At 55.8% G+C, this 12,566-nt stretch carries 13 protein-coding genes; 4 read left to right on the top strand and 9 right to left on the bottom strand.

Going from position 1 to position 12,566, the window contains the following annotated elements; genetic code table 11:
* Positions 1-174 precede the first annotated feature (174 nt).
* Entirely contained in the window at positions 175-381 is a 207-nt protein-coding gene (locus tag ACYZTZ_RS10090; protein ID WP_461998068.1) for a hypothetical protein, read from the top strand.
* A 41-nt stretch (positions 382-422) separates the two neighbouring features.
* On the opposite strand, the gene ACYZTZ_RS10085 is transcribed toward ACYZTZ_RS10090, so the two are convergent.
* The gene (locus ACYZTZ_RS10085; protein WP_461998067.1) at positions 423-659 is read right to left on the bottom strand and encodes a hypothetical protein; all 237 of its coding nucleotides are present in this window, start codon (positions 657-659) and stop codon (positions 423-425) included.
* A 161-nt stretch (positions 660-820) separates the two neighbouring features.
* On the opposite strand from ACYZTZ_RS10085, the gene ACYZTZ_RS10080 reads away from it, so the two are divergent.
* The 3 genes from ACYZTZ_RS10080 to ACYZTZ_RS10070 all read left to right on the top strand — a co-directional run bounded on the left by ACYZTZ_RS10080 (position 821) and on the right by ACYZTZ_RS10070 (position 2,881).
* A complete protein-coding gene (locus tag ACYZTZ_RS10080) occupies positions 821-1,246 on the top strand; it encodes a response regulator (RefSeq protein WP_461998066.1) in 426 nt (141 codons plus the stop codon).
* Between the two features lie 205 nt (positions 1,247-1,451).
* Positions 1,452-2,180, top strand: a complete 729-nt coding sequence (locus ACYZTZ_RS10075) for a hypothetical protein (RefSeq protein WP_461998065.1) — start codon at positions 1,452-1,454, stop codon at positions 2,178-2,180.
* 23 nt (positions 2,181-2,203) lie between these two features.
* A complete protein-coding gene (locus ACYZTZ_RS10070) occupies positions 2,204-2,881 on the top strand; it encodes an SOS response-associated peptidase family protein (protein ID WP_461998064.1) in 678 nt (225 codons plus the stop codon).
* A 345-nt stretch (positions 2,882-3,226) separates the two neighbouring features.
* Here ACYZTZ_RS10070 and ACYZTZ_RS10065 read toward each other — a convergent pair whose 3' ends face one another.
* The 8 genes from ACYZTZ_RS10065 to ACYZTZ_RS10030 all read right to left on the bottom strand — a co-directional run bounded on the left by ACYZTZ_RS10065 (position 3,227) and on the right by ACYZTZ_RS10030 (position 12,566).
* Positions 3,227-3,652 carry a cell wall hydrolase gene (locus ACYZTZ_RS10065; RefSeq protein WP_461998063.1) on the bottom strand — a complete coding sequence of 142 codons (426 nt, stop codon included), beginning with the start codon at positions 3,650-3,652 and terminating at the stop codon, positions 3,227-3,229.
* 414 nt (positions 3,653-4,066) lie between these two features.
* Entirely contained in the window at positions 4,067-5,497 is a 1,431-nt protein-coding gene (locus ACYZTZ_RS10060; RefSeq protein ID WP_461998062.1) for an acyltransferase family protein, read from the bottom strand.
* 280 nt (positions 5,498-5,777) lie between these two features.
* On the bottom strand, positions 5,778-6,143 hold the full coding sequence (locus ACYZTZ_RS10055; protein ID WP_461998061.1) for a phage tail protein: 366 nt from the start codon (positions 6,141-6,143) through the stop codon (positions 5,778-5,780).
* The gene (locus ACYZTZ_RS10050) at positions 6,140-6,475 is read right to left on the bottom strand and encodes a hypothetical protein (RefSeq protein ID WP_461998060.1); all 336 of its coding nucleotides are present in this window, start codon (positions 6,473-6,475) and stop codon (positions 6,140-6,142) included. Before ACYZTZ_RS10050 ends, ACYZTZ_RS10055 begins: the two co-directional genes overlap by 4 nt.
* Positions 6,475-7,638 (bottom strand): pyocin knob domain-containing protein, encoded by a 1,164-nt coding sequence (locus tag ACYZTZ_RS10045; protein ID WP_461998059.1) that lies wholly within the window; start codon positions 7,636-7,638, stop codon positions 6,475-6,477. Before ACYZTZ_RS10045 ends, ACYZTZ_RS10050 begins: the two co-directional genes overlap by 1 nt.
* Positions 7,639-7,677: 39 nt before the next feature.
* A complete protein-coding gene (locus ACYZTZ_RS10040; RefSeq protein WP_461998058.1) occupies positions 7,678-8,337 on the bottom strand; it encodes a hypothetical protein in 660 nt (219 codons plus the stop codon).
* Positions 8,334-8,690 (bottom strand): hypothetical protein, encoded by a 357-nt coding sequence (locus tag ACYZTZ_RS10035; protein ID WP_461998057.1) that lies wholly within the window; start codon positions 8,688-8,690, stop codon positions 8,334-8,336. Before ACYZTZ_RS10035 ends, ACYZTZ_RS10040 begins: the two co-directional genes overlap by 4 nt.
* A 3-nt stretch (positions 8,691-8,693) precedes the next feature.
* Positions 8,694-12,566, bottom strand: a complete 3,873-nt coding sequence (locus tag ACYZTZ_RS10030) for a phage tail tip fiber protein (RefSeq protein WP_461998056.1) — start codon at positions 12,564-12,566, stop codon at positions 8,694-8,696.

The following is a 12,566-nucleotide window of genomic DNA, read 5'->3' as shown; positions in this document are numbered from 1 at the left end:
GATTGTCTAAAACCCTAACCCGACATAAGCGCGTTTCGGGCCAATGAAACCGAGCAAAGCCGAGGTAGTTTTAGACAGCGTTTCACCCTCCTGCGGCGTCCTGCCGACCGAACACCAATCCCTCTTACTCGTTTTCTGACTGCTACGCTTTCCTCTTCCACGGAGGAATCGCCCTTGCCAAATTCAGATCTGCTCCCTTCCCTGCTCTTCAAGATCAGCGAAAACCAGCTCGCCCTTGAGGCCGCCATCCCGGAGCTTTCCAACTGGCAGGCGCGCGGCTCAACTGACGTCGCAGACAATGTGCGCGGTGCCTTGGACACCATCGATAAGAACGAGGAGTTCATCAAGCTTACGCTCGCAGTCCTGATGACGCCGGAGTGACTGCTATCGGCTGTGGATTCAATCGGTCGCTGCACCTGGCATCAACTGGGTTGATCGACGACCCTAATCTTCGTCAGCCCTACCAGCTCAGCCTGTTCTAAAATCTCCTGCGGCGTCGCGTCCGCAGTGGGCATGATCAGGCTGTTCTCTCCATCCCCAAAATGCAGCTGTAGCAGATGCATCGCCGCCTCATGTACGGGCAGCTGAGACTGCTTGAATTCGAACATGTATGTACGGGGCTCGCCGTTGAACAGGTATTCGAGAGTGTATTTGTGCATGGTGGGATCCTCGTAATGGGAGAAGTTTAGCTGACTATCCTGACTTAATAGTCAGCTTGATAGCCGCCCTTCGCGACAGCCTTTTCTCCCTCCTCTGAACCGAAATCCGCCTAAGCTGTCATTTCCATACGGCGAGAATTCTGACGATTAAGGACAGGCGATTGAACGTAAATTGGGGAGGAATGTTGCCCATCGAAGGGACGGTAATCGTCATTGAGGATGACCCTACCCTTCGCTCGTTGATGTCGGACATCTTGGGCGAACTCGGCGCGAAGACTCCTGCATTCGTGACTGCGGACGACGCATTGACTCACTTTCTGGAAAACCATGGTCAATGCTCACTGGTGATCGTGGATCAGAGCCTGCCGGGGCAGATCCAGGGAGACGAGTTTATTAGTCTGGTCCAGAGCCGATGGCTCGCGATCGCCTCCATTCTCACTTCCGGATATCTGATTGATCCTGCTCAGATGCCGTTCTCTACTATTTACTTGCATAAGCCGTGGTCACTGGACGACCTGATTATTTCGGTGGCTACCCTGCTTCAACCTGGCCAACCCGTTTATAAAATCACCGATCCAGAACAATGATTCGCAGGCCATCACCATGAGTGAGAACGGTTTTATCAGCCTCCTTTTAGTGTTGAGCGTTCTATGGATCGCCATCGTGACAGGGACAATGTATTGGCTATCCTGAGCCCCAACCCTCATTAACAGTTCGTCGCTTTCTTTCGCACCGCGCGCAAACATGAATTACTGTACATACAACCAGTACTTGTACAGCGAACTCGTTCCAATGAATTTCGACCAGGCTAAGGCGCTGAGACTTCAGCAGTGGCGCTCGACCCTCGACGACCACGACTTTCGAATGCAGAACCACGAGGCCCACCGACAGACCCTTCACGAAATGAGCTCTTCCCTTGTCACCGAGGGGTTGATCGATGAGCTCCAGCGGTTCGACCTGAACGAGATGGCGAACTCTGCCTACTGGCACGCCGTGGAGGAGTTGCAGACCGCGTCGGGCCGCTACTGCAGCGCCTCTGCCTACGACGTCATGCAGCACGGAAGCACCGAGCTGTTCGGCAAGATTGGACAGTCAATTTTCTATGCCGCGACCACGCTGGCCGACGGTGCGCGATCCTCCTACGACGGGAAGATTTACCGCGATGCCACTGGAGCGAACCTTGTGTTCAACCCGTCCGGGGCTGTGGCGAGAATTACCAGGCTTACCTTGACCCTGCCGGATGGGCAGCAATACGACCTTGTCGAAACTGGGCGCACACTCGAGGGGATGACCCACGAGCCGATCGAGGATCCGGACCTCTACCGCGCATTGGTGGATGCCGCCCAAGTTGCCAAAGAGGGCTGTGATCTACGTGCTTTCGAAAGAGTGCGGCCGCGTCTCGATCTGGCCAGGTTCCGCACCTGCCCCGCTTGCCTTGATCGTTTTGATCGGCGTGAAGATTGCCCGACACGCGCTGGCAGAGGGTTTGTAACGAAGCCAGCGGCCACCGGTCTACCCTGAATGTACAGCCGGAGGGTTCAACCATGTGCGGACGCCTTTCACAGTACCGAGGTATTCACGACTTCGTCGCGGCGCTCAGCATTCCCAACGCCCTGCTCAACTATGCCGGAGACCAGCCTTTCGAGCGCTATAACGCCGCGCCGACCACTCAGCTCGCCCTATTTCACCGTGATGGTGAATACCTGCGCGCTGACATGGTTCTTTGGGGATGGCGTCCGCACTGGGCCAAAGACCGTGCAGCTCCGATCAACGCCAGGGTTGAGAAAGTCGCCCATGGCCCATTCTTCAAAGCCATCTGGCCACACCGGGCAATTATTGCAATCGACAACTGGTTTGAGTGGGTTTATGAAGGCGGACCGAAGAAGCAGCCCTACCTAATTCGCCACCGCGACCGGACGCCTATCCTCTGTGCTGCGATCGGTCAGTACCCAATCGGCGAACATGAGCCGGGCGAGCATGACGGCTTCGTCATCATCACCGCTGACAGCGCAGGTGGGATGGTGGACATCCATGACCGACGCCCAGTGGCACTGTCACCGGAGCTCGCTCGCGAATGGCTGGACCCGGCCACGCCCAAGGAGCGCGCCGAGCAAATGGTGCTACTCCAGGGAGAGCCGACTGAGGCGTTCGAGTGGTTCAAGGTTGATCGGGCTGTGGGCAATGTACGGAACCAAGGTCCAGAACTGATCAAACCCATATGACTCACTATCTTTCGAGTTGAGCTCGGCAGTTCACATATGCGTCGGTGCCAGCTACTGCACCGTATGATCGGCACTTCTGATCATCAGACGATTCCTTGCTAGATCGCTCTTGAGCCGCTGCATTGATCCGCCGCTGTCGCTCAACGTAGCCATTTGTTCCAGGCAGGCAATCCGCACGAGGCGTGCCAAGCGCACACTCCCCTGGGTGGTTTGCGCAACCTGCCAGAACCAACACAATCGCGGACAAAAACAAAATCTTCAATTGAAGGCCCTCCCCGGCCAAGTTGGAGTTTGCCATCATTTGCCTATTGGAGTAAGTCCGCACTATTGCACGACCTCACGGGCTCATGGCACATCCTTAAAAAACACGTGGTGTCCGAGCTTCAGCGTTTGCTTGGCACCCTTCGCCCAAACCGGAGGCTTCGGCATGGTGGTCGCGTAATAGTGTGTGGCGCCGCTGGTAGGATCCAGCACTTTGCTGTCAATCACCTGATCAGCAGCGATCTGCGCCTGCGCGAACTCGCGAAACGGGATGGGCTTCGCGCCACTCAGGTAAGCGAAGTTCGGGTCGTTCTTGTTCCAGCAACTGAACTGGTAAGGCTGCTGGCAGACGCCGGCGTAGCCCTCGCCCCACCACGACTTGGCTTTGCCGTCGTTCACGCGGTTGCGGATGGTCCAGGCAACCGCGATCTGACCTGCGAGGCTTTCCCCGCGAGCCTCTCCCCACAGCGTGCGCGCGAGGATGTCGCGGTCCTTTTCAGATACGGTCATAACTTTTCTCCAGGCAAAAAAAAGCCCGCTGCTTGGCGGGCGTTCGGGAGGATCTGCGGCAGTTGCTGCGCGGTTTGAGATCGCAAATCACGGCAGCGCACTTCATGCAACCAAGCCGATGCCTGATTGCGCGAAATGGGTGTTAAGCGCCAGCAATCCACTCCAAGGCGCTACCTTTTCTATTTCGGCAAGGAATCATTCTCAGAATATCTGTTTGCGCTTGCCGGCATATTCGAAGTCGGAAAATCTCATCAGGTTTATAGAAAGGCCCAGTCGGGTGGCGATAGATAATTTCACTCAAGAGAGAAATTTGTTTGGAGTTTTTTAGAAGCCTGCTGTTTTATGCTGCCTACACTATACTTCATGGTCACATTCAATATGAACATCCGAGATTGTGCCCGATGCCCACATGATTTATTTCGTCGCAGCTACGACATCAAGCTCCATAGGCGGTAGCTGGGGCCTTTGATCCGACGTGAAGACCTGGATCGTGTGTTTTCCAGGGGTTACCAAAACCGACTTAGGAATAACAATATTGATCCCGTCTTTCGAGGCTGTAGTGATGGATTCTAGCCCGGATACCGTCGATCTCGACCTCATGTCCGGCCGACTGTTTAGGCTCACCCACATTACAAGAGACCCATTCGGCTGCAGCGGTCCCTTGTCACCAACTTGGTAGACTGTAGGGCCATACGCTGCCACTTCGAGTCTCGTGCCCAGAAAAAAATTATCGATATCTGAAAATTGGAAATACACAAGCCCAACACTAATCGACAATACGGATACCGGCACTGCCAACAATCCGACCTTAGACTGTATCTCGGGCGAGACTATGGTTCGAAGTTTTAGCATGGGCTGCTCAACTAATACATACGATGCGATACTTGCTAGGAGAGACACCGCTAACCCTATAATAAAAACACTCCAAAAGCCAAGTCCAAAATAATTTCGGAGTAGCACTAATATCGGAACGTGCCAGAGGTAAAAACCATACGAAATTTGGCCGAGCCTGACGAGAGGAGGAAGACTAAACAATTTTGAATCTATGGATCCGCTCTTCATTGTCAATCGCAGAATAAGCATAAGACTGAAGACTGACACCATAAAACTACTATATATATTCCACTTCAAGGAACTGCAAATCCAACCGATGGCTGCCATTGGCAGAAGCGGAATCGATGCTATAAATCTCTCTAAAAAATTACGAACTCTAGGTACTCTGCAAGCGACAGACCCGACAGCGCCAATCAAAATCGCTTGAAATCTGGTATCGGCTGCAAAATACAAACGATCATAAGCTAGTGGCAATTGATCCATGTGAATTTGATACGCGATGGCAAGGGCGAGCAATAGCAAGGAAATAAAGAGTGCTGTCTTTGCATCTGTGCGCGTAGCAAATATCCACACGAACGGCCATAAAAGATAGAACTGCTCTTCCACGGAAAGAGACCAAGTATGCCCGAGATAAAGACTGAACCCGTCATCAAATCCTGATGTCCACGACTGCGAGTACAAAATTGACGACAACGTATCTTTGTATATGTTGCTGTGGCCTCCCGAAATTCCGCATATAACAGCTACGACGACACACAAAACGGCAAGCGGAGGAAACAACCTTATAAAACGCTTAAAATAAAATACCCATAGAAACTTTTTATTCTCTCGAGAATTACTAAGAACTTCAGTAATCAGGTATCCACTGAGGACAAAGAACACGTCGACGCCGAATGTACCCCCTGAGAAAATATGCAAATGAGTTAGAAAGACAAGTGAGACAGCAACGCCGCGCAGGCCGTCTAAAGCCGGGTTGTAGGCGAGGCTATGCTGTGTAAAGTTTCTCTCCATTGTTTTTGCTCAGATTTCCATAATATTTTTTATTGGCGCGTCTTATACATGAGTGTCTCCCTAACCGCCACTAAGAATGGCTTTAAAAAAGACGCCATGACAGCCGAACCAATGAGCGCTACTTGCAACCTCTCCCGCCCAATCCGGACTGGAAAGGCCTGCCTTGTTGCAGTCTGCTCCTTGAGACCGGCACGTCTCGATCCTTCTCAGTGACGGTCATACTTTTCTCCAGGCAAAAAAATCCCGCTCGATGGCGGGTGCGTTGTTCGGTGCTGGCGGTCTATATCAGGTTGGCGGCCCGAATCTCGGGGCTGGCTTCGATCACGGGTGCTACGGGCTCCAGCGGCCAAACAGGCGCTGCGTACCAGGTATTCTGCACGGTGACTTTGCCCAGTGCGAACTTGTAGGTCTTCCAGGCTTTCAGGCTGACCAGCAGCGCGGCCTGCTCGGCCTCGTCTTCCTCGGTGGCCTCACCGACATCGATGCCGTAACCAAGGGTGTCGACGCGGTCTTGGATGCGAGCGATCTGCACCACCGCCTTGGCGTTTTTGGCTGATAGCTCGGCTCGGACCTCACCCAGTTGCACGGCTTGGGCGGCGGCATCCTTCATGGCCTTCGTGATGAGTTGTGACCAATCGATGTTCATTCTTGCTCCTCACTATTTTGGTCGACTGATACTTCTGGGAGCGGTTGCGGAAATTGGACTAGACCATTTGGAACATCAGCCAGGTCGACTGGGTAAGCCTGCTCAGGGCTGTAGTGCGCCGGCAGTGGCAGCATGAGTGTCAATGTAAGCTCTCCTTCCACTTTCGACACGTCGTCCGCGAACCACTCGGAGGCAATGGCTTCGCGCGGCAAGGTGTCGCCGTTCGACATCAAAGAGAAGTCAAATGCTTCTCCATTAATTGTCAGAACATCCCCGGTTTTCGTAACGGAAAGCACATTGTCACAACGCACAGGTGAAAGTTTAATAAGCATTAGAACCACCGCCCTATAGCGACATATCGTCCGAGCACAATCCATTGAGCAGTAGCCCCATTTCTATACATTTTATTAAAAAAAGTGGCTGCTTTTGCGTTGGGTGAAATATAACCATAAGTATCATAACTACCTGCTGGTGTCCCATCCGTGATAACTACATAACTTGTATCAATGAAAGCCGATGGGAAGGTGACTGTTGGGCACGCAGTTATACTATTAGCAGCCATAAGAAAGTCTGCTACTGCGCCTTCACAGATGAGCAGTCCCGATGCAAACTTAGTGTATTTTCCATTGGTATTGCTCCCTGTCTCGACAACGGCGCCGGTGGGCACACCGCCCGACTGGCTCACTACGCCGACAGACGCAGCGCCCATGCTTGTTTTACCAGTCCCGCCTTGCGCAACACTGAGCGGCGTCGTTAAGCCTGTCATGCTGGTGATGCTGGAGTTAGCCCCGCCCATGGCTACGACATCCCACGCAAGCCAGGCGACGCCGTTCCACGTTCTGCGGTAAAGCACATTGGGGCCTAGCTGGCGCCAGTTCTGCTCGTACCGAGTGCTGCCCGCAAGCGGCCCGATACTGACGTCTACATAGCCGGCTGCTGCGCCGACAGGGCAATTCGTTACGCCAGGCGACGCGTTATGCCAGTACTGCCCGGGGGTGAGCAGGGCGTTCAAGTCTGTACCGGAAATGTCAATGCGAAGACCTAAACCAAGATCTCCAACCTTAAGTAAGTGGCCCAACGTGGTGTCTGTTGTACTTGTCGTAACGGTTGCCGCAGCGGCAGTACCGAGAGCAGGCCCGGCTCGACCAGTGCCCCCCTTCTCCACTGGCAAAATTTCATAGTTGCCAGTAGTGCCCAAGGCCGCCAACTTCACACCGTAGGTATTGACTAGCGCCCGCAATGCGTCCGCCGAATCCTTGACATAACCCTGCATGGGCGCCAGTGCGTAGACGCCTGCTGCATTGGTCACGCCCTGATAGTTCGGCGAGATCGACAACGCGGTATCGCTGGCGATGTTCGTCACCTCGTACCAACCGCCGTCCGGGCCACGAAAGGCATCGCCGACCCGGCTGTTGGCAATGAATGCGGTACCCGTACCGATCACAGCATTGGAATTTTGGGCGACAGAGACCGTTCCTGATTTGTACCAGGGCATTGAGTATCTCCAGAATGAATAGGTGCGGAGCGGAAGGAGTCAGGCCAGTAATTTGGCACAGAGGAATGGACGGTGACCTTGGTCAGTCCAGGCAGTTGTTGCGAGGCTGTACATCATGATGCGGCCATTGGCGTAATCGACGCCCAGCGCGCAACCGCCACCCGACGCATTGTTGTGGCAGTTCATGGCGAAAGGGTTCAGTGAGACATACTCGCCTGAGCCGAGCATCTTGTTAATTCCCCAGATATACCGGTGGCCCACGGTCAGCTGCTCGTCTCCGAGGTACGTCCAGTTGCCTGCTGCGAAGGTCACAACGACCGCCGGAGCACCACTGTCGTAAACAAGCGCCGAGTTCTGATCCCACAACCGCAGCCCATAGGCTGCGGTGCCCATGGACGTCCAGGCGGCGGCGAAATACTGGCCGCTTAACGTTGCGTTGACGCTGGATGCCTTCATGGTGAACCCGGTCCAGTTTCCCGGCCCACCGGTGAACCATACCGATATCGGCACCTGAATCGCCCCCTGATCCGGACGAATGAACACTAGCGGCGGGTCCTGGCTTGTGATTGCTCTGGCAAACACCCCCGACGCATTGGTAGTCCCCGAATACGCCCCCTTGGTGAGCATGCAAAGTCTGGGGGCCTCGGCGTCAATCTGAACAAATGCATTGTCGTTGATGCTCTGAAAACCAAAACTCATGTCGAGTACCTTATCGCGTAGCCCTTGGCGGCAACCGTTGAGCCGATAGTGGAAGCACTTGATGATGGGTTTTTACGCCTGACAACCACCTGGCCCACCGCCGTCGTGACGAACGGATAGGATTTTTGGTTCCCGCTCCCGTCGGTTTCGGATGACTGCACATCCTGTGCCCTTGTCGGAATAATCATGAACACGCAGTTAGCTGGGTTGAAGCCCGGAATGTTCAGCGTGTAGTCGGGCGCGACTCCACTGAAATCGATCACCCCTTGCCAGATCACTTGATAGGTGAAGCTGTTGGTGTCCATGGATAGGCCACCGCTTTCATCAAAAACACGCAGGCCAAATGAAGCCATGGTTCACCCCAGATAACCGAGCCGGACACGCAACACGTTGTTGGCGTCGTAGACCGAGACGTTCAGCGAGTTGATCACCAGCCGCCCCTGTCCGGGGACGATGCCGTTGATTTCAAGCGCTCCATCCTTGTTGAGAATCCAGCCTTGCTGGCCGGCGATGTAGTTGGTCGAGCTGATGTAGCTGCCGATCTTGGCGTTGGTGATGGTGCCATCCGCGATAAACGCCGAGTTCATGAACACCTGACCACCCTGCACCGCAAACGGAACCGAGATGGCGCCGCCGGCGATGGTGTTGACGATGGCGAAGCGATCGGCACTCACCAGGAACTGGCTTTGCAGACCGGCGCCGGTGTTCTCGATGCCCAAGCCGATCCCGGCGGCGACGTACTGCCCGCCCGCCGTGACTTGCATCTTCACCGACCACATAGTGTTCAGCTTTCCAGAAGTGTCGGCGTAGGCCGCCGACGTCTGCTGAATCGCGGCGGTGTTTTGTCCCACCGAAACATTCAGCTGATCGATCTTCGTGGCAGTTGCTGACTCGTTGGTGGCGACCACCTGTTCCAGCTCGGTAATGTTCGCCGCGTTCTCGCCGATAGCGACGTCGAAGGTAGTGATCCGCTGCGCCATTGCTTCGTTTTCAGAGGTGCGTACCTTTGATTCCGAAGCGATCGCTGCGGTGCTGGTCCAGCCCTTCAGCGCATCCGCCAGATCCCCTTCACCATTGTCGTCGCGGGATGACGCCCGCAAGGCCTGGAACGCTGTCGCCTGGGCAGTGACCGCGCCGTCAATCTCGATGATGTCAGTCGTGTTGGTGGCCACCTGCTGAGCTAACCCATTTGCAGTTTCAACCGACTGCCCCACATCCAGCCAGTAACTGGCGTTCGGCGGCGGCGTGTTGATCGGAACTGCCCCTTTCGCCTGGTACAGCAACTGGCCAGAGCGCACGATCGCGTTCTTCACGTAGGTCTTGGTGGGGTCGTAGCTTTCGTCCAGCGCATCTATCTGCGTTTGAAGCCCTGGAATCTTTTCGATCTCGTCCAGAAGGTCCTGGCCAAGCTCTGTTTCGGTGATCTTGCCGGCGATCATTGCCAGAATCGGGGACGCGTTAGAGCTCGACTGGCCCTGCACGCCGATACCAATTGGGTACCACGGGCCGATGTTGCCTATCCGGTCCACCAGGCGCGCCCAGAAGTAAAAGGTCACGCCTGCGGCCAGGCCGAGCATCGAGAAATCGCTTTGCGGGTAGGACAGGTCCGTCAGCTTGGTGGCAGCCGGCAGGCTGGTAGTTGGCCCGTACCAGACTTCAGTCCGCTGGGTATCTTCGGCGCCAGCCGGGAAGCCCCACTTCAGGTAGATGCCGAACAGCAGCGGTGTCGCCGTCAGATAGCTGAGCGCCGGCGGCAGACCCTCTTTGCCCTTCAGGTTGGTCAGGATCGAGTTGCGCCAGATCGACGAGATGTCGAAGGCACTGACTGCACGAACGCGGGCCACGTAGGCCCCGGCGTAGATGCCCACCACGTCGACACTGGTCATCCCGGTGCGCTGCAGCCTGATCCAATTGCCGCTGTCCTTACGCCACTCAACGTCGTACCCGACTGCGCCGTTCACCGCAGGCCAGGTGATGGTCATGGTGGCCACGGCGATGCCCTGGGACACCACCGAGTTTGATGTGACGGTCACGCTGGCCGGCGCCGGAACGATGGTGATCGGAATCACGCTGATCGGCCGCTCTTCCAGGCGTGCGCCGGTATCGATGTGCGCGAACTTGCTCGGGTCGTACTGGACGGCCGAAATTTCGAACACGCCAGGTTCAGGCCGAGACACTGCCGTCACGCGGTACAAAGGCACGGCCAGGTCGTCCGCATCGAGCGCCCAGACAAGTTCCGCCTCGGGCGCGACCGAATAAGCAGTGGTGACTGTTACTGCGCGGCCGGCAACGGACTGCACGGTGCGACCTTCGCAGTTACCGTTAGGCAGGTTCAAGATTAGCCTGTCGCCTGCCTTGGCTTGGGTGTCACGGTCCAGCGTTATGACCCGGCCGGCTGCCGCCGAGATTCGCCCACCGATTGCGCGCCCAGCGAGCAGCTCATCCGCAACAGGGATGACGTAGCCCGGTAAAGGAATACGCCCGTCCAGGCCAACCTTGAAGCTGATCCCGCGATCCTTGGAGTTGGTCAATAGCGCCCACTTGCCACGGCGCTGCGCTTCAGACTCGCGGGTGCAGCCGATCGCGCTGATCTCCAGCGGATTGTCGCCGTAACGCCGCTGAAGTTTGGCATCGGTCACCGCAGTGACGTCAGTGTCGTAGTTGTTCGCCGGGTTGTCGTAACTGATCAGGGCGCGACTGTAGCGAGTGCGTTCGGATGCGCTGGAGTAAGTGAACTTGCCGTCGATGACGTTCGCCCGTGTGTAGGCGAAGTCGAAGTCGGTGGCGCGCGGCATATCGGACAGCGTGAAGACTTGGCCCTGGGCCCAGTAGGTCATGCCCCGGTAGATCGCCGAAATATCGCGCAGCAGCGACCAGGCGTCGGCCTTTGCTTGCAGGTTCAGGCTGCAAATGAAGCGCGGCTCCTGGCCACCCTTTCCGTCGGGTACCAGTTGATCGCAATACTGAGCGATCCGGTACAGCTCCCACTTATCGACCTGCCATGGCTTAATCCGCCGGCCAAGACCGAATCGATCGCTGACGGTGATGTCATGGGTCATCCACGCAGGGTTGTCGGTCCAAGACTGCTTGAAGGTGCCGTCCCAGATCCCGGTATAGCTCCGAGTTTCCGGATCATAATTGCTCGGCACCGGCATAATTTTCAGTCTGGTATCGACAGTCACCGCGGGAATACTGCGGAACTGCTCGGCCGAGAATTCGATGTAGAGCAGTGCGGTATTCGGGTAACGCAGCTTGGCGTCGATCACCTCAGTGAAACCGGCAATTTGCATGGTATCGGTGATTTTGTTGTTGTTCTGGTTCGGCGTAATACGGGTGATGCGGATCAGCCATCCACTGGTCGCCACAGGCAAATCAACGCGACGAGTGCGCTCATAGGTGCTGGTCGTCTTACCGTCTACGGCTTCGCTCAGAACCTGCTGATAGGCGCCGCCATCGGTGGCCAGTTCAACCTTGTACTCAATCCGATAGCCATTCACGTTGCCGCTGGCATCGACCGATTGCAGGGATGGCCACGCGAACCGCAGGCGCACCGCAGACAGTTCAGTGTTGCTGATCGCCCGCACCCATGGCGTGCCGCTGCGCAGCTCGATGCCTAGGGTGGTTTCGTTCTCAACCGAAGGGATACCTTGGATATAGTCCTGCTCAACAGAACCGTTGCGATACTCGAACTTCACGTTAGGGAAGTTCATGTTGCCCTGAGGGTCTTGCAGCGGTGTGTTGTCGAGGTAAATGTCCTGCGCGGTCGGATTCAGAAGACGCGTGAAGCATTCCATGATTGCCAGTTCGCCTACGACCTTCGAACTGCTCGGGCCGGCCACTTCGAACTTACCTGTCTTGCGCACGTTCGGAAGGACCTCACCTACAACCCATTCCTCGAAGCGCTCGGCACCTGCAAGTTTTGAGCGCATCACCAACCGATACACGTCGCGCTCAGGAATGATGGTCATGAAACCACCACCCTGTTTCGGGGTAGTGGTCGCGGCCTTGCAGTGGCGGGATACAGCGTTTTCTGGTTTGGCGTAACCCAGAGCGTCAGCAACGTCACGAGCGACGAACCACGGATCGCCAAGTTGGTCAGTGATGACGCGGATGGCGCCGCCGTCGAAGTCGAAAGGGATAACTGAATTGGTGCGCGACACGTTTTCGGAATTAATAAAACGTGTCGCGACATGGTTCAGGGTATTGCTTGAATTGGGTTGGCTCTGCAT

This window comes from Pseudomonas sp. LB3P58 (genome assembly GCF_054897895.1).
This window is presented reverse-complemented; position numbering and strand designations above follow the sequence as displayed.